The 17,854-nt window shown below is 54.7% G+C and carries 15 protein-coding genes and 1 riboswitch; of the genes, 6 read left to right on the forward strand and 9 right to left on the reverse strand.

From position 1 onward, the window contains the following. Nucleotides 1-165 precede the first annotated feature (165 nt). Nucleotides 166-987: a glutamate racemase gene (gene murI / locus L975_RS16400; protein ID WP_052181557.1), complete on the reverse strand. Its 822-nt coding sequence runs from the start codon at nt 985-987 to the stop codon at nt 166-168. Further along, a complete protein-coding gene (gene btuB, locus L975_RS16405; RefSeq protein ID WP_047709337.1) occupies nt 977-2,848 on the reverse strand; it encodes a TonB-dependent vitamin B12 receptor in 1,872 nt (623 codons plus the stop codon). Before btuB ends, murI begins: the two co-directional genes overlap by 11 nt. A gap of 71 nt (nt 2,849-2,919) precedes the next feature. Continuing rightward, a riboswitch (cobalamin riboswitch) is annotated at nt 2,920-3,145 on the reverse strand. Between the two features lie 105 nt (nt 3,146-3,250). On the opposite strand from btuB, the gene trmA reads away from it, so the two are divergent. Then, nucleotides 3,251-4,360, forward strand: a complete 1,110-nt coding sequence (gene trmA / locus L975_RS16410) for a tRNA (uridine(54)-C5)-methyltransferase TrmA (RefSeq protein WP_047709338.1) — start codon at nt 3,251-3,253, stop codon at nt 4,358-4,360. Between the two features lie 131 nt (nt 4,361-4,491). On the opposite strand, the gene L975_RS16415 is transcribed toward trmA, so the two are convergent. Then, nucleotides 4,492-4,851, reverse strand: coding sequence for a YijD family membrane protein (locus tag L975_RS16415; RefSeq protein ID WP_010864842.1), 360 nt, complete (start codon nt 4,849-4,851; stop codon nt 4,492-4,494). A gap of 90 nt (nt 4,852-4,941) precedes the next feature. Next, on the reverse strand, nt 4,942-5,568 hold the full coding sequence (gene fabR, locus L975_RS16420; RefSeq protein ID WP_010864843.1) for an HTH-type transcriptional repressor FabR: 627 nt from the start codon (nt 5,566-5,568) through the stop codon (nt 4,942-4,944). 258 nt (nt 5,569-5,826) lie between these two features. Between fabR and sthA the strand changes: the two genes are divergently transcribed. Continuing rightward, nucleotides 5,827-7,236, forward strand: coding sequence for a Si-specific NAD(P)(+) transhydrogenase (gene sthA, locus L975_RS16425; RefSeq protein WP_047709339.1), 1,410 nt, complete (start codon nt 5,827-5,829; stop codon nt 7,234-7,236). Between the two features lie 86 nt (nt 7,237-7,322). On the opposite strand, the gene oxyR is transcribed toward sthA, so the two are convergent. Next, a complete protein-coding gene (gene oxyR, locus L975_RS16430; protein WP_010864845.1) occupies nt 7,323-8,231 on the reverse strand; it encodes a DNA-binding transcriptional regulator OxyR in 909 nt (302 codons plus the stop codon). A 157-nt stretch (nt 8,232-8,388) separates the two neighbouring features. On the opposite strand from oxyR, the gene L975_RS16435 reads away from it, so the two are divergent. The 3 genes from L975_RS16435 (at nt 8,389) to L975_RS16445 (ending at nt 11,291) form a co-directional block, all read left to right on the forward strand. Beyond that, nucleotides 8,389-9,120, forward strand: a complete 732-nt coding sequence (locus tag L975_RS16435) for a glutathione peroxidase (RefSeq protein WP_010864846.1) — start codon at nt 8,389-8,391, stop codon at nt 9,118-9,120. Nucleotides 9,121-9,253: 133 nt separating this feature from the next. Continuing rightward, entirely contained in the window at nt 9,254-10,702 is a 1,449-nt protein-coding gene (locus tag L975_RS16440; RefSeq protein ID WP_047709340.1) for a dihydrolipoyl dehydrogenase, read from the forward strand. A gap of 289 nt (nt 10,703-10,991) precedes the next feature. Further along, nucleotides 10,992-11,291 (forward strand): hypothetical protein, encoded by a 300-nt coding sequence (locus L975_RS16445; RefSeq protein ID WP_010864848.1) that lies wholly within the window; start codon nt 10,992-10,994, stop codon nt 11,289-11,291. Nucleotides 11,292-11,509: 218 nt separating this feature from the next. Here L975_RS16445 and argH read toward each other — a convergent pair whose 3' ends face one another. The 4 genes from argH to argC form a co-directional block, all read right to left on the reverse strand. Beyond that, nucleotides 11,510-12,904 carry an argininosuccinate lyase gene (gene argH, locus L975_RS16450; protein WP_047709341.1) on the reverse strand — a complete coding sequence of 465 codons (1,395 nt, stop codon included), beginning with the start codon at nt 12,902-12,904 and terminating at the stop codon, nt 11,510-11,512. A gap of 122 nt (nt 12,905-13,026) precedes the next feature. Then, on the reverse strand, nt 13,027-14,235 hold the full coding sequence (locus tag L975_RS16455) for an argininosuccinate synthase (RefSeq protein WP_010864850.1): 1,209 nt from the start codon (nt 14,233-14,235) through the stop codon (nt 13,027-13,029). A gap of 153 nt (nt 14,236-14,388) precedes the next feature. Then, entirely contained in the window at nt 14,389-15,183 is a 795-nt protein-coding gene (argB, locus tag L975_RS16460; RefSeq protein ID WP_039046822.1) for an acetylglutamate kinase, read from the reverse strand. A 68-nt stretch (nt 15,184-15,251) separates the two neighbouring features. Continuing rightward, nucleotides 15,252-16,256, reverse strand: coding sequence for an N-acetyl-gamma-glutamyl-phosphate reductase (gene argC, locus L975_RS16465; RefSeq protein WP_047709342.1), 1,005 nt, complete (start codon nt 16,254-16,256; stop codon nt 15,252-15,254). A 370-nt stretch (nt 16,257-16,626) separates the two neighbouring features. On the opposite strand from argC, the gene argE reads away from it, so the two are divergent. After that, the gene (argE, locus tag L975_RS16470; RefSeq protein ID WP_047709343.1) at nt 16,627-17,802 is read left to right on the forward strand and encodes an acetylornithine deacetylase; all 1,176 of its coding nucleotides are present in this window, start codon (nt 16,627-16,629) and stop codon (nt 17,800-17,802) included. Nucleotides 17,803-17,854 lie beyond the last annotated feature (52 nt).

The following is a 17,854-nucleotide window of genomic DNA, read 5'->3' on the forward strand; positions in this document are numbered from 1 at the left end:
CGATATTCATTACTGCAGGCCAATCAGTGATTTGCATCACAGCTGCCGTGTCAGTGGGGTCGCATTATAGGGCGTTAGACGCGCTTAGCAAGGATAAATTAGACCTTTTAGTTCAAGCGCATATTTTTACATCGATCCGGGTGATAATCCGGCAATTATTGCCGTTTATACCGGCAGTAGCTGTAATTGCCCCAGATTTTCACGGGTAAACAAGCTAGCTAAGGTCGCGGTTTTCTCATCCCAATATGTGCAATAGGCGCGATTAGGCTCAGACAGCCCCTGCGCAGCAGCCAGCAACTCATCACTGAACAGGCTTTTTACCCGGCGCGCGACCGCTTGCCCAGAATCAATCAGTTGCACACCAGTAGGCGCTAGTTGCTGTAGCTCGGCTTTTAATAAAGGAAAGTGGGTGCACGCCAGTACCCAAACATCCGGACACGGCTTGGCCTCTAACCACGGTTGCAATACTGCGCGCAGACGCTCTTTATCGATTTCCTTTCCCTGCATCTTCTCTTCCGCCAGCTGTACCAACTCCGCAGAACCAAGCAAGCGCACATCACAAGTACTGGCAAACTGCTTTATTAAGGTATGCGTATACGGACGCTTGACGGTAGCCCGAGTAGCCAGCAACCCGACCACACCATTACGAGTAGCCGCGGCAGCCGGTTTAATCGCGGGAACGACGCCGACAATGGGGAAACTGAAGGTTTTACGCAGCGCCGGTAAGCTGATGGTACTGGCGGTATTGCAGGCAATCACGGCCATGCACAGCGGATGACGCTGATGCACCGCAGCGACGGTGCGCAGTACACGCTCTACAATCAGCTCTTGCGGCTGCTCACCATACGGGAAACAGGCATTATCAAAGGCATAGATATAGGGTAAATCCGGCAGTAACTGCCGGATTTCCTGATACACGGAAAGACCGCCGACGCCCGAATCAAAAATCAGAACGCGGGGGATCAGCGGATGTTCATCAGAAGTCATAACTCAAGGTCAGATAGTAGGCGCGCTCAGCCGCCGGATAACCGTACGCAGTTTCGTACTTTTTATCAAACAGGTTGGCGATTCTACCACGGGCGGTCAGGCTTTGCGTAATAGGATATGACGCGGCCAAATCCCACAGGCTGTAGCTTGGCAACTCACGCTTATTGGCATAATCGTCATAGCGCTTGCCAACATAGTTGTAGGCCACATCGATTTGCGTATTGGCAATCGCGAAATCCAGCGCGTAGCGGAAATTATGCTTAGCGCGGCGCGGCAACTGCTTGCCATCAGAGCGTGTCGGGTCAAGGTAATCAAACGACAGCGTATGCATGAAGGCCGCGGTACTGAAGCTGGCTTCCGTTTCAATGCCTTTAATGGTGGCCGCTTCAATATTTCGATACTGATTCACATCGTAGTCAATCAGGTTATCGATCTGGTTACGATAGGCCGATACACGCCAGTTGAGGGCCTGAACCTGTCCGCTAAAAGCCAGCTCCAGATTGCGTGAGGTTTCCGGTTGCAGATCTGGGTTACCCACGGTGTAACCCGCACCATACAGTTGCCCTAAGGTTGGCGCTTTGAACGCGGTGCCATAGGACAAAATGGCCTGGGTGCTATCGATAAAGCGCCAGCCGAGTCCCCCTTGCCAAGTAAAGTTATCACCGTAGTCTTGGTTGTGATCTTGGCGCACCGCACCTTCGAGGGTCCAATCCCCCACTTGCTGCTGGGTGGTCAGGTACACCCCAGTATTATCCACCTCACGGCCAACATCGGCGCCCTGCTGTACTGGCTCAATGCGGTTGCGATACCAATCAACACCCGCGCCCACTTGGCCATAGCCAACCTGATAGTTGTTCATCCACTGCAAAGAGGTCTGGTTATAACGCGCGCGACGCTCGTTGCTCTGCTGCACGTTGGCACCAAAGTTATGGCTGTCCGTATCTTGGTAGCTACCCAGCAGCTGTGAGGAATACTTATCCTGATGATAACGCACCCCAGCATCATACTGGCGAGTATAGAAGCGACTTTCGTTCGGATAGTAAGTGCCACCCGGCGCTGGAATGCCCGCATCGTAATCGGTGTGGTTTGCAGTAACGGAGGTGCGTGCAAACGCGGTCACCGCCTCGGAGAAATCATGCTCCAATGCGGCCCAACCAAAACGACCTCGGAATCCGTCGCGATCGGTTTCCGCACCAGAGTAGGCATTCGGATAACCGGCCACAGCATCATAACCACGGGTTTCAGCAAATTGGCCAGCCAATGAGACGCGGGTATGCTCGCCTAAGGTTTGGCGCACGCTACCTTGATAGTTCTGATAGCGATTGCTGCCAAAACTCGTTTGCAGAGAGCCGCCATCGGTTTCACGGCCGGTAATAATGTTGATCACCCCGCCGATGGCATCGGCGCCAAAGGTAGAGGAGCGAGGGCCACGAATATATTCGATGCGTTGCACCAGTCCCAACGGAATTTGGCTGAAATCCACTGAGCCAGTGAGATCTGCCGCTTGTGATACGCGAATGCCATCAATCAGGATCAACACATGCTTGGATTCGGTACCGCGGATAAACACACTGGATTTTTGTCCCATGCCACCGTTTTGTGCAATCTGCAGCCCTGGTAGGCGGCGCAGCGCTTCGGTCACGGTGGTCACTTGCCAGCGCGCCAGCTCTTTTTGCGTCACCACTTCCACCGGTGCCAACACCGAAGAGACCGGCTGAGCAAAACGGTTGGCACTGGTGATCACAATGATCGGTGAGCCATCGGCGGTAGTTTTTTCGCTGGAGGAGGAAGTTTGCGCGTAAGTCGCACCAGAAAACAGCACAGCCGCAATCGCGCTGGCTAACAACGTTGGGTTATTCATCTAATTATCTGCCTTGCAAATCGAGCAATTGCCGCCGTTAGCAGGCCGCATCCCGCGGCGTACCTGATAACAACAGGCTCGTCAGTTCCGGCAGGTCTTCGGACTTGAGGGCTGTCTGCCTACAGTAGCCGACTTCCCATTGTTACGTGGGGTGAGAAAGTGTCACCCGACATAAGAAACAGTGTCTGCAGATCATCTGCTTGCTACCTTCGTTCCCTCTTACCGCTGCGCGTCAGTTTTGGATTTGCACCAAATTCCCTTTTCACTCAGGTAGAGACCGGAGGCGCTATACTACTGGCTGTCAGTTTAGATGTCTAGATTGCCAAATGCGGCGCGGCTGGACTTCAAGCCCCGTTTGCCTACAATTCCCTCCTAATATAGAGATGTCTTCGGAGATACAGCATGACCCCCGGTACTTTACCCGTCGAACAATACGATGCGCAGCTAGCGGAGAAAACCTCGCGCCTGCAGGCGCTGATGGCCGAATTTACCCCGCCGGCACCGGAGGTGTTTGCCTCGGAGCATCAACACTATCGCATGCGGGCTGAGTTTCGGATCTGGCATGACGGCGATGATCTGTACCACATCGTCTTTGATCAAGAGACCAAACAGCGTATTCGGGTGGATCAGTTTCCTGCCGCCAGTAAGCTGATCAACCGTTTGATGCCTGCGCTACTGGATCAGCTCCGCCACAATCCGGTGCTGCGCAATAAGCTGTTCCAGATTGACTACCTGTCCACCTTAAGCAATCAGGTGGTGGTGTCTTTGCTGTATCACAAAAAACTGGATGAGCAGTGGCAACATGACGCGCGCCATCTGCGCGATGCACTGCGCTGTGAAGGCTTTAACCTGCAATTGATTGGCCGCGCCACCAAGCAAAAAATCATGCTGGATCACGATTACGTAGACGAAACCCTGCTGGTGAAGGGCAAAGAGATGATCTACCGTCAGGTGGAAAACAGCTTTACCCAGCCGAACGCGGTCGTGAACATGCACATGCTGGATTGGGCGGTGGATGTCACCGCGGGCGCACAAGGTGATTTGCTGGAGCTGTACTGCGGCAACGGTAATTTCTCTTTGGCCTTAGCACGCAACTTCAACCGCGTACTGGCGACCGAGATTGCCAAGCCATCCGTAGAAGCGGCTCAGTTCAATATCGCGGCCAATAAGCTGGATAATGTGCAGATTATCCGGATGTCGGCGGAAGACTTTACCCAAGCAATGCAGGGTGTGCGTGAATTTAACCGCCTTAAAGGCATCGACCTGAAAAGCTATCAGTGCAACACCATTTTCGTCGACCCACCGCGTAGCGGACTGGACGATGAAACCGTGAAGCTGGTGCAAGGGTATGAGCGGATCTTGTATATCTCCTGCAATCCAGAAACCTTGCGCGATAACCTGCGCGTACTGAGCCAAACCCATGAGATCCAACGCTTGGCCCTGTTTGATCAGTTCCCGTATACCCATCATATGGAAAGTGGTGTGCTGTTGGTGCGCCGTAGCGCAGCATAAAGCGCGGCCTCTTCGCCACGCCGATAAAAAACGGAAAAACCCGATAAAAAAATGCCGGCATCTGCCGGCATTTTCTCAATTGATGATTCGCTGGTATGCGCGCGTAAGTTCAGCAGAACGTGTCACAGCGCTTACTTTTTACGGTTAATCAAACCCATCTTGTACAAAATCCAGAACAGCAGTGCCATGCACAGCATCAACGGGACAAAGTTCGAGCCAATCTGCGGATGCTCAACCCGCACCACCACGGAATAGGCCAGCACGCCGAACAGAAAGCTCAAGCCACTCAGCAGCGGAGTCTCATTTTGCAGCGGCGCCGCCACATAACGCTGGTACAGGCAATACACGGACAAGCCCAGTGCAATCAGCGGAAACAGGCTAAAGGTCACATGGCTGTTAAACAGAACGCCCACTGACGCATTGCCGCAAAATCCGGTCAGTAACGCAAAAAGCAACGGTTTCAGTTCTTTTTTCTGAGTTTGCTCGTTCATTGTTCTACCCTATTTTCTCTTCGGCTTTTTCTTCGGCATCCGCGTTATGCGTTCTTTTGCCTACTTAGCATAGCGTAATTGGTAGCAGGCTTACTGTGCGGCAGCACGCTTTTCCTGCTCCTTACGATACCAGTATGCACCTTTAGCGATCATGCGCAATTGCAGCACCAAACGCTCTTCCAGCAAATCACGGTGGTGCTCATCCATGTCCAGCGCATCCGCGCCGGCGGTAAATACCAAGGTCACCATCGCCTCGGCCTGCGCATTGGCAAACGGAATCGGCATCTTGGTGTGCTGCACAATGTATTCCGACAACTCGGCAATAAAGTGCTGAATTTCGCGCGCCACTGCCGCACGAAACGCGGCCGAGGTCCCGGAGCGTTCTCGTAATAACAAGCGAAAGACGTTCGGGCTGTTGCAGATAAACTCCATAAAGGTTTCCACCGAAGTGCGCACCACACTGCCCCCGGTGGCAATGCGCTGGCGCGCCTGACGCATCAGCTGACGCAACATCAGACCGCTTTCGTCCACCATAGTCAGCCCCAGCTCATCCATGTCACGAAAATGGCGATAAAACGAGGTCGGCGCAATGCCGGCTTCACGCGCCACTTCGCGCAAACTGAGGCTGGAAAAACTGCGCTCGACACTGAGCTGGCTGAAAGCCGCATCAATCAATGCACGGCGGGTACGTTCTTTTTGTTCGGCGCGAACACCCATAATCGGTTTATCTACTTTGGTCATGATGCAAATCGTTCACTCTTGGTCTTTTCAGTCTACCGTGATCCGCCGAAGCTGCCCATCCGCTTTGTCAGGTTTTCTCCCACCGCGTCACCTTGGTACGGCCGTACGGGCAGCACGGCCAACAAAAATGCCATTTTGCTCACGCTTTGCTCGTCCTCCCACAAAAGGATGTTGGGCAGGGGTTCGCAACACGTTACCATATTGTTACAACAACCAAAGGATGCGGACGCGGCGATGCAAACAATAACTTCAAGCTGTGATGTGGATGTGGTGGTGATCGGCTCCGGCCCAGCCGGCGAAGGTGCGGCGATGGGGCTGGTCAAACAGGGCTTACAGGTGGCGGTGGTGGAGCGCCACCCCAGTGTCGGCGGCGGTTGCACCCATTGGGGGACCATCCCTTCCAAAGCACTGCGCCAAGCGGTCAGCCGGATCATCGAATTCAACCACAATCCGCTGTACTGCGACAATACCGTGCCACTACGCAGCAGTTTCGCCCGTATTCTGGCCCACGCCCAGCAGGTGATTGGCCAGCAAACGCGGATGCGCCAAGGCTTTTATGATCGCAACCACTGCCGATTGTTCTTTGGTCAAGCCTCGTTTCTCGATCCGTACACCATTCAGGTGCAACCGGCCTCGGGCGCGCCGTTGGTGTTGCGCACCCGCTATGTGGTGATTGCCACCGGCTCTCGCCCATACCATCCGCAAGGGGTCGACTTTAACCATCCGCGTATTTATGACAGCGATTCGATCCTTTCTTTGCAACACGATCCGCGCCACGTGATCGTGTACGGTGCTGGGGTGATCGGCTGCGAATATGCGTCGATCTTTCGTGGATTAGGGGTCAAGGTGGACTTGATCAACACCCGCGATCGTCTGCTGGCGTTTCTCGATCAGGAGATCTCCGATTCACTCTCCTACCACTTTTGGAATAGCGGCATTTTAATTCGCCACCAAGAGGAGTTTTCCCATATCGAAGGCACTGACGATGGGGTGATTCTGCACCTGCAATCAGGCAAAAAGATGAAAGCCGACTGCCTGCTGTATGCCAACGGACGCACCGGCAATACCGAAGCGCTGGCACTGGAAAATGCGGGCCTCAGCGCCGATAGCCGCGGTCAGTTGGCGGTGGATGATAGCTACTGCACCGCCACCGAGCATATCTACGCGGTGGGCGATGTGATTGGCTACCCGAGCCTCGCCTCCGCCGCCTACGACCAAGGGCGCTTAGTGGCACAAGCGATTGGTAAGCATCCTATTCGGCGCAAACGGGCCGAGAACATTCCTACCGGCATCTACACCATTCCCGAAATCAGTTCGGTGGGGAAAACCGAGCAGGAGCTGACCGCGCAGCAGATCCCGTATGAGGTGGGGCGCGCCCAGTTTAAACATTTGGCTCGCGCGCAGATTGCCGGTATGAATGTCGGCAGCCTGAAAATCCTGTTTCACCGTGAGACCAAAGCGATTTTGGGCATTCACTGCTTTGGCGAGCGGGCCTCAGAGATTATCCACATCGGACAAGCGATCATGGAGCAAGAAGGTAGCGCCAACAGTGTGGAGTATTTTATCAATACTACCTTCAACTACCCGACCATGGCCGAAGCCTATCGGGTGGCGGCGCTCAATGGTTTGAACCGATTGTTTTAAGCGTCATTCATTTAAGAATGGCCAAGGCGTGCAGCCACTGCGCTGCACGCGGTTAAACCCCATTTTTGTCCACAACCATTCTTTGCTTACGAGCGCGACTGCGCAATCACTGTTTGCATCTGCTGGCTGATAGCTTCGGCCAGTTTTTCATAGCGCGCTTTGAGCGGCGAGCCCGGACGATAGACCAAACCGATGGTACGACGCGGCTCAGGATTGTGGCACGGCAAATAGCAAACCCCGTCGCGCTTGCGCTCCGGCGGTACTGCCAATTGCGGCAGCAAGGTCATCCCCGTACCGGCGGCGACCATGTTACGCAGCGTCTCCAAACTGGTGGCGCGAAAATGGGTATCTTCATCAGCACCGGCGGCAAAGCAAAAGCCCATCGCCTGATCGCGCAAACAGTGGCCATCTTCCAGCATCAGGATATGTTCACCGGACAAATCGCGCATGTTGATGCTGTCTCGGCTAGACCACGGGTGATCGCAGCACACCGCCAGTTGCATCGGCTCATCAAACAGCGGAATTTCCACAAACGCTTCGGTCTCTTTGACCAACGCCAGCAACACGCAATCCACCTGACCGGCATCCAGTTGCGCCAGCAATTGATGGGTCTGAGCTTCGTGCAGATACAGCTCTAATTTCGGGAAGGTGTGACGCAGCATCGGCACGATGTGCGGTAACAGATAGGGGCCGAGCGTTGGGATCACGCCCATATGCAGCGGGCCGGACATGTCTTCGCCCTGCACGCTGGCCATCTCCTTGAGCACTTTCACTTGCCGTAATACCTTGCGCGCCTGCTCCACCAGCAGCAAACCGGACTGAGTAAACAGCACCTTACGGCTGGTTCGCTCCAGCAGCATCACGCCCAGTTCATCTTCCAACTTACGGATTTGTCCACTCAAGGTGGGCTGACTGACATAACAGGCCTCGGCCGCTTTGCGAAAGTGTTTATGCTCCGCCAGAGCCACCAGATATTCCAGATCACGAATGTTCATGCGCTTCCAGTTGATAGTGAGAACCTATCGGTAGAATAGCGACAAGTAATTAGATCTATCAATCACCGGATCACATAATGCAACACATCAGATGACGGACACACCGTCATACACCAGAACAGTAAAAGACACACCACGTTATTAGGGGAACTACCGTATGTTTACTGCACGCGAAGGACAAGCTGTACCACAGGTTACATTCCACACCCGTCAAGGCGATCAGTGGGTGAATGTCACCACCGATGAACTGTTTAAGAACAAGACCGTGATTGTGTTCTCGTTGCCAGGCGCATTCACACCAACTTGCTCTTCCAGCCATCTGCCACGCTACAACGAGCTGGCTCCGGTATTTGCCCGTCTGGGTGTGGATGACATCCTGTGTGTTTCCGTCAACGATACCTTCGTGATGAACGCCTGGAAAGATGACCAGAAAGCCGATCGCATCACCTTCATTCCTGATGGCAACGGTGAATTCACCGCAGGCATGGGCATGCTGGTCGAGAAAGAAGAGCTGGGCTTTGGCAAGCGTTCATGGCGTTACTCCATGCTGGTACGTAACGGCGTGGTTGAGAAGATGTTTGTTGAGCCAGAAGAGCCGGGCGATCCGTTCAAAGTTTCTGATGCAGACACCATGCTGAAGTACCTGTCACCGGAGTACAAAGTACAAGAGTCCGTATCCATCATCACCAAGCCGGGCTGCCCATACTGCGCCAAGGCCAAGCAGATGCTGATGGATAAAGGCATCGCCTTTGAAGAGATTATTCTGGGTAAAGACGCGACCACCGTTAGCCTGCGCGCCATCTCTGGCCGCACCACGGTTCCGCAAGTCTTTATCGGCGGTAAGCACATCGGCGGCAGCGACGATTTGGAAACTTACCTGTTCAAGTAATTCCTATAACTCCATACCCGAAAAGCCAACGTAAACTTTTGGCGGGGATTTATCCCCGCCTTTTTTTACCCGCTATTTCGGTAATGCCCCGAATTACCAAGAATAAATACAGCATTAAGGCAAGGATATTTCCATGAAACAATTACAGGTTGATGTGGCTGTGATTGGCGGCGGTACCGCCGGTTTAGGCGCCTATCGCGCCGCTAAAGCGCATACCGCAAGCGTAGTGATGATTGAAGGTGGCCCATACGGCACCACCTGTGCACGCGTTGGCTGCATGCCATCCAAATTGCTGATTGCCGCAGCAGAAGCGGTGCACCAAATTGAAAAAGCGCCGGGCTTTGGTATTCACCCTAACGGCAAGCCGCAGATTAATGGCGTGGAAGTGATGGATCGCGTTAAGCGCGAGCGTGACCGCTTCGTCGGTTTCGTGTTGGAAGGCGTTGACAGTATTCCAGCCGAAGACAAAATTGCTGGCTATGCACGCTTTATCGATGCGCACACATTGCAAGTGGATGACCACACCCAGATTCAGGCTAAGCGGATTGTAATTGCGACCGGTTCACGTCCAAGCTGGCCAGCAGCGTGGAATAGCTTAGGCGATCGGCTGATCATCAACGATGACGTGTTCAACTGGGATACCCTGCCACGTTCGGTGGCCGTGTTTGGTCCGGGCGTGATTGGGCTGGAGCTCGGTCAGGCGCTGCACCGCTTGGGCGTGAACGTAGTGATGTTTGGCATGGGCGGTTTGGTGGGTCCACTGACCGACAGCGCAATCCGCGATTATGCTGAGCGTGCGCTGAATCAAGAGTTCTATCTGGACGCCGACGCCAAGGTCGAGCGTATGGAGCGTGAAGGCGAGCAAGTGTTTATCCGCTATCAGGATAAGCAAGGCCAGATGCAGGAAATCCTGGTCGATTACGTGCTGGCCGCCACCGGTCGTCGTCCAAATGTGGATAATCTGGGGCTGGAAAATACCGCACTGGAATTAGACAGCCGCGGCGTGCCACAGGCCGATCGCTACACCATGCAAACCAGCGTCCCGCACATCTTTATTGCCGGCGATGCCAGCAACCAACTGCCGCTGCTGCATGAAGCGTCCGATCAGGCCAAGATTGCCGGTAACAACGCCGGACGCTTCCCGGATCTGCGCGCTGGCCTGCGCCGTAGCGCTATCTCGGTGGTGTTCTCCGATCCGCAAATTGCGATGGTCGGTAGTACCCACCGTGAGCTGACCGCCCGTTACGGCAGCTGCGGCTGCTTTGCTATCGGTGAAGTGTCCTTTGAAAATCAGGGCCGCTCACGGGTGATGCTGCGTAACAAAGGGATGCTGCACGTCTATGGCGAACAAGGCACCGGCCGCTTCCTCGGCGCCGAGATGATGGGCCCTGATGCTGAGCATATCGCGCACCTGCTGGCGTGGGCACATCAACAGCAGATGACCGTAAGCCAAATGCTGGATATGCCGTTCTACCATCCGGTGATTGAAGAAGGGCTGCGTACCGCTCTGCGTGATCTGCAAGCCAAACTGAAACTGGGCCCAGAGATGGTGGCGCACTGCCAGACCTGCCCTGGCGAGTAAGCCAGTGCCTGTCAGCGGGTCAAGTCAATTAAGACGGTTGCCTACCAACGTTATCCCCTCACTGACGTAGGTAGGCTTCTGAATCAAGCGCTGAAATGACCCGCACGGCAATCGCCACTTGCAACCTAACGGTCGGATTTCCCCTAATCCGGCCGTTTTTTCTTATCTACGCCCCGTTATATTCCATTCAAAAGACTTGAACTGCGCTGTCAGAATTCCTGAATAGCCGCACTGCCAGCCCTTTGCCACAATAGGCATATCTTAAAAATATTCACTTCGGGGGCACGTCATGATCCCAGCTGCTCATGCACTGATTTATTCCCTGCAACGCTGTCAGAAATTTCAACCCGGTGATCGTTTAGGGATTTTCAGTTTCAAAAAAGATCGCGGCTACTGGCTGGAAAAGTTAGATGACGCTGACGGCTGCTTCAGTTTGGAAGTGTTTGGCTTTATGGATCAGAAAATCCGCTGTCCGTATTCCCAGCTGCGAACAGTGTTAAAACCGGTCATTGCCCGCGAATTTCCACGCAGTAATAAGCTGCACGTTAAGTTTATCCCGGCAGAAGCACAGCTCGCTTTAGCGTTATAAATTGACGTCATAAGTAGGCCTGAGCACGCATCAACATAACTCACCGTCTACTCTGAGCTGCCGTAAACTCAAGTGCAGCCGATCAGCCAATAAAAAAAACACGCCCTCCCTGACGCGACGGCGTGTTGTTCGTTGCTTAGCTACTTAATTGATTAGCTTAGTTGCTCGACGGTACTGTCTATCGTTTTCTTTACCGGTAGCACGTAACAAATAACGCGTTACTCACTCATAAAGACACGACTGCGCGCTTCTGCAAGCGCGGCTTGAATTTGTGCCGCCGAGACTCCGCCTTTGGCCACGCGCTGATTCAAGCACGCATCCAGCGACAACGCCGGATAAACATCGGCGCCAATCAGCGGACAAAAACGCTGTAACTGCACCAACGCCATCTCTTCCAGCGGCACCCCAGCGGCAATGGCCGCCAGCACCACTTCACCCACAATATGGTGCGCTTCACGAAACGCAATACCCTTCGCCACCAAATAATCGGCCAGCTCGGTGGCATTAGCATAACCTTGCTGCGCCGCCTCGGCGGTGCGCACCGCGCGCACATGAATGTCTTCCAGCACCAATGCGGCCATATCCAAGCACGTCAGCCAAGTATCTAAGGCATCAAACAGGCCTTCTTTGTCCTCTTGCATGTCTTTGTTGTAGGCCAGCGGTAAGCCCTTGAGGGTCATCAAGAAAGCATTGAGCGCGCCACATACCCGACCGGTTTTGCCGCGGATCAGCTCCAAGGCATCGGGGTTTTTCTTTTGTGGCATCAGCGAAGAGCCGGAGGTGACTTTATCGGCCAACTCCACAAAACCGGCCTCTCCACTATTAAAGAAAATCAGATCTTCGGCAAAGCGCGACAGATGCACCATGCTCAGAGCCGCAATCGAGAGCAGCTCCACCACATGATCGCGATCGGCCACGGTGTCCAAGCTGTTACGGGTGGCACTGGCAAAGCCCATCAACTGCGCTAACTGCTCACGGTCAATGGCATAAGCGGTACCGGCCAGCGCCCCACACCCCAGCGGACTGACATCCATCCGGCGCAGTGCATCGCCCAAACGGCTATGGTCGCGCTCCAACATTTCGACATACGCCAAACACCAATGACCAAAGGTCACCGGCTGCGCGCGCTGTAAATGGGTATAGCCCGGCATCACGGTGTGAGCATACTGCTCGGCAGTCACCACCAGCGCCTGCTGCAGATGGCGTACCGATTGCTGCAGCAAGGTCGTTTGTTGCTTACACCATAGTTTCAGATCGGTAGCGACCTGATCGTTACGGCTGCGTCCGGTATGCAGTTTTTTGCCCAGATCGCCCACCGCGGCAATCAGCTCCCCTTCCACCCAGCTGTGAATATCCTCGGCGCCAGACGCCAAGATTTTCTCAGGATCAGCTTGTACCCGCGCTTTGAGCGTGCGCAGTGCGCTGTCTAAACGCTGCTGCTCTGCCGGGGTCAGCACGCCAACCCACACCAGTGCCTGCGCCCACGCCAGCGAGCCGTCGATATCCTGCTCGGCTAAGCGATAATCAAAACGCAGGGAATCATTAAACTGTTTAAAGCGCTGATCGGCGCCCTGACTAAAACGTCCGCCCCATAATGCGCCGGTCTGCGTCATCGTCGGTTCCTTTTCCAATGGTCAGTTCTGCTGTGCGATGTGCTGCACTCTTTATTCTCATCGCTATTCTCATCGTTCGCCCAACCTACGTCGGGCGAACGGTCCAGACTCACGCGCCGGACTTACTGGCCGCTCAGTGCCTTGATGCGCGCCGAGAGCGAGTACAGACGGATGAAGCCATCGGCATCACTGTGGTCATATACCTGATCGGCGCCAAAGGTGGCGTAGTCTTCGGAGTACAGACTGTTCGGTGAGCGTTTTTGAATTGCGCTGCAGTTGCCTTTATACAGCTTCAGCACCACTTCACCGTTCACATCTTCGGCCAGCACTTTAGCTGCCGCCACCAGCGATTTACGCAGTGGCGTAAACCAACGGCCGTCATACACCACGTGTGACATCTCCAGTCCCAGTTGCTCACGCCACTTGAAGCTGTCTTTGTTCAGCACCAGTTGCTCCACCGCGCGCAGTGCCGTCACCATGATGGTGCCGCCCGGAGTTTCATAGCAGCCACGGGACTTCATCCCCACCAGACGGTTTTCCACGATATCCACCCGGCCGATGCCGTGCGGAGCGCCTTTGTCATTCAGGTAAGTCAGGCACTGATACGGGCTCATGGCTTTGCCATCAACCGCCACCACTTCGCCTTTTTCTACCTGCACGGTGACATATTCAGCTTTTTCTGGCGCTTGCTCAGGATCGGTCGTCCATACCCAGCAATCGGCATTCGATGGATTCCAAGTACTTTCCAGCACGCCGCCCTCGGTTGAGATGTGCCACGCGTTGGCGTCACGGCTATAAATTTTGGTCAGAGATGCGGTGGTTGGAATATTGCGCTCAGCCAGATAGTCGAGCAGCGCTTCCCGTGAGCGCAGATCCCATTCCCGCCACGGTGCCACCACTTTCAGCTGTGGTGCCAGTGCAGCAAAGGTGGTTTCAAAACGCACTTGGTCGTTCCCTTTACCGGTACAGCCGTGTGACAGCGCATCGGCGCCAATTTCCAGCGCCAGCTCGACCTGCGCCTTGGCAATGATCGGACGTGCCATCGAGGTGCCGAGCAAATAAGTGCCTTCATACAGTGCGCCGGTTTGCAGCGTTGGGTAGACATACTCTTTGATGAACTCTTCGCGCAAATCTTTGATGTAGCAGGCAGACGCGCCGGATTTCAGCGCTTTTTCTTCAATCCCGACCAGATCTTCACGCTCTTGGCCGACATCGGCCACAAACGCGATCACTTCGCAGTCATAGTGCTCTTTAAGCCATGGGATGATCGCCGAAGTGTCTAAACCGCCGGAGTACGCCAGAACAATCTTGTTGATGCCGCTCTTTTTCATGCTGAATTTCCTTCCGTTGAATTGGCAAAAATCGTGAGTTTTCATCGTGTGGCCACGCCGTGCGCCGCCGGCCACCCGCTAAAGCAAATCTGGTGACGCAGGGAATGCGTCGTATGTGGTCTTATTCAGGGCTTGCGCCCTGTGATTAGTCGGCTATGACTCGGCGCTGATCCGAGTACCAATCGCCTCGCCATCAAACAGGGCGGGTAGCAGCTCAGGGTAGCGCCAGCTGGCGATATCTACCGGACGCCCCAGGGTTTGCGCCGCGTCCAGCGCGGCGCGCACTTTCACGATCATGCCGTCAGTGATGATGCCTTGGGTGATCAGATCCTGCGCCTTCTTGCTCGACAGGTGCGCGATGCGCTGGCCCTTACCATCGAGAATGCCGCTCACATCTGACAGCATCACCAGATCGGCGTGCAGCGTCTCGGCAATCGCGGTAGCCGCTTGGTCAGCATTCACATTCATCAGCTGGCCGCTGGCATCAATACCGATTGAGCTGATGATCGGCAGATAACCGCCACCGAGCAGCAGGTGCAGCAGCGCCGGTGAGCCCGGTTTGGCATCGCCCACGCAGCCCAACTCTTCAGCCAACTGGGTCACTTGAGTGATCCCGCCATCGGCGAGGCTCAAGCCTACCGCCGGTAACTGCTTTTTCACCGCCCATGCCAGCAAGGTCTTGTTGGCGGTACCGGCTAACGCGCCGGTGATAATGCCAATTTGCTCCGGCGGGGTGACTCGCAGCCCCTGTTTTTTCTGCACGGGCAACGCCAGCTTTTTCATCAGGTCATCCACCAAATAACCGCCACCATGCACAATCACCAGCGGACGCGGATGAGTCTGGTGGTAAGTCACCAAGGCGGAAAACAGTTTTTGCAGGGCTTCTTCGCTATCGAGTAGTACGCCGCCTAATTTAATCACCAGCGGGGTTGTGACCGGTGCCGTCATGCTGTGCTCCTTGCTCTCTAAACTGGGTCAATAATTACCGGGAATGGGTCATCGTTAACCGCGACCGGTTACAACAAAGCCTGCGTCTGGCTAAAGCCATAACGTAGATTCAGACACTGCATAGCTTGCGCCGCGGCGCCTTTCAATAAATTGTCTTCGGCCGCCACCACAATCAGGTGCTCACCGTCACGGGCATAGCCGATATCGCAATACGGGGTACCAACCACTGCGCGCACTGACGGCCAACCGCTGTCATACAGCCGCACTAACGGCTGCGCGGCATAGGCGCGATTAAAGGCATCGGCAATCTGCGCATCACTCACCTGCGGCAACAAACGCGCCGTAATAGTGGCGACAATCCCGCGTGGGAAATTGCCCAAATGCGGGGTAAAAATCACCGGAATGCCCAAATGCGCGGCGATCTCCGGTTGATGGCGGTGAGTAAACACGCCATAAGGCTGCAAACTGACCTCACACACATTACTGCCCAGCGCCGCTTTGCGCCCCGCGCCACTGACCCCACTCACCGCATTTATCACCGGCCACATCTGTGGGTCTAACAGCCCCGCGTCCACCAACGGCTTTAATGCCAATTGTGACGCGGTGGGATAACAGCCCGGCACGGCAATTAACTGTGCGCCAACCAATTCACTGGCTTGCCATTCGGCCAAGCCATACACCGCCTGCTCCAGCCACTGCGGATGCTGATGCTCAAAGCCGTAATAACGGGGATAAAACCCGCTGGCTCGCACCCGAAACGCTCCCGACAAATCCAGCACCACACAACCGGCGGCTAAAAATTGCGGCGCTAAGTCATGGCTCACCTCGTGGGCGGTGGCCAAAAGCACCACATCGGCGCTGGCCGCCACTGCGGCGACATCACTCAGTGGTTGTAATGGCACATCCAGCACGCCTTTAAACTGCGGATGCAGCGCCGACAACTGGCGACCGGCATCCCGGCTGCCCTCAGACACAAATAAACCACCTAAAGTGAGATTTGGATGGCGCAGCACCATGGCTGCCAGCTCTGCACCGGTGTACCCGCTGGCACCGATAATCAGGGTGTTAAGCATCACAACGTTTTCCTGTATCGAAAGAGAAAAAAACAGATTAGCTGGCTGCGGAAGGGATCAATTTCATCGTGCAGAAAATAAGCTGCCGAGGTAAGTTAACGGTGTGCGCCGTTAGATCCTGCCGCACGAACGGGCTGACTCATCGTCGGAGCGAAGGGAAGGAAACAGACAGTGGTGAGGAGAAAACAGTCCCTATCATAGTCGCGGTCATCCACAAAAAAGCATTCGGGTTATGACGGTGCCGCACCGGTTTGCCTGTCCTTTTTAGGCTCACCTTGCTTGGCGCATTATCGATTCACATCGAATTTATATTCACATATAGTGCATTAATATATCGATACCATTCAATCAAAGGACTGTCAATCACTGTATGAAATTTCCCCATTTTCTTGAAACGTACCGGGCTCTGATCGCCACGCCGTCCATCAGTGCCAACGACAGTACGCAGGACCAAAGCAACCACCAGTTGATCAGTTTGCTGGCCGACTGGTTCAGTCATTTAGGCTTTACCGTCGAGGTGCAGCCAGTTCCGCATACGAGGCATAAATTCAACCTGCTGGCCACTCTCGGCAGTGGCCCGGGCGGGCTACTGCTGGCCGGTCATACCGATACCGTACCGTTTGATGAAGGGCGCTGGAGCAAAGATCCGTTCACCCTGACCGAGGAAAATGGTCGTCTGTATGGATTAGGTACCGCCGACATGAAAGGCTTTTTTGCCTTTATTCTGGAAGCGGTACGCGAGCTGGATCGCTCGGCGTTGCAGCGCCCACTGCGCGTATTGGCCACCGCCGATGAAGAAACCTCAATGGCCGGTGCCCAGCTGTTTGCCGCCACCACTCAAATCCGCCCAGATTATGCCGTGATTGGTGAGCCGACCTCACTGCGCCCAATTCGCGCCCATAAAGGTCATCTGTCGAACGCCATTCGCATCAATGGGCAATCGGGGCACTCTAGCGATCCCGATCGCGGCGTGAACGCCATTGAACTGATGCATGAGGTGATTGCCTGCCTGTTACCGCTGCGCGATCGGCTGCGTGAGCGTTTTCAGCATCCGCTGTTCACTATTCCCTATCCGACCATGAACCTCGGCCATATTCATGGTGGCGATGCGGCCAACCGTATTTGTGGCTGCTGCGAGCTGCATATGGATATTCGCCCGCTGCCGGGGCTGAGTTTGAGTGAGCTGGATGCCTTGTTGCTAGAAGCGCTGCAACCGGTGCAAGCACGCTGGCCGGGGCGCTTGTCGATCAGCGCCTTGCACGATCCGATCCCCGGCTACGAATGCCCTCCGGATGCGGAGATTGTACGTAGCGTGGAGCGGCTGCTCGGTGAGCCATGCGATAGCGTCAATTATTGTACCGAAGCGCCGTTTATCCAGCAGGTTTGTCCAACGCTGGTGTTGGGTCCCGGCTCTATCGAACAAGCGCATCAGCCGGATGAATATCTGTCGACCGACTTTATTCTGCCAACCAAAACCTTACTGACGCGCCTGATCACCGAGTTTTGTATCAGTGCCGGACCCAAGGTAGAAGATGGCGTAATTTAATTTCACATTACCTTGATTTAGCACAAAAGTATGACCTAAGTACGGGCGACGG

Source organism: Plesiomonas sp. ZOR0011 (assembly GCF_000800945.1).
Lineage (GTDB): Bacteria > Pseudomonadota > Gammaproteobacteria > Enterobacterales > CAMTGL01 > Plesiomonas > Plesiomonas shigelloides.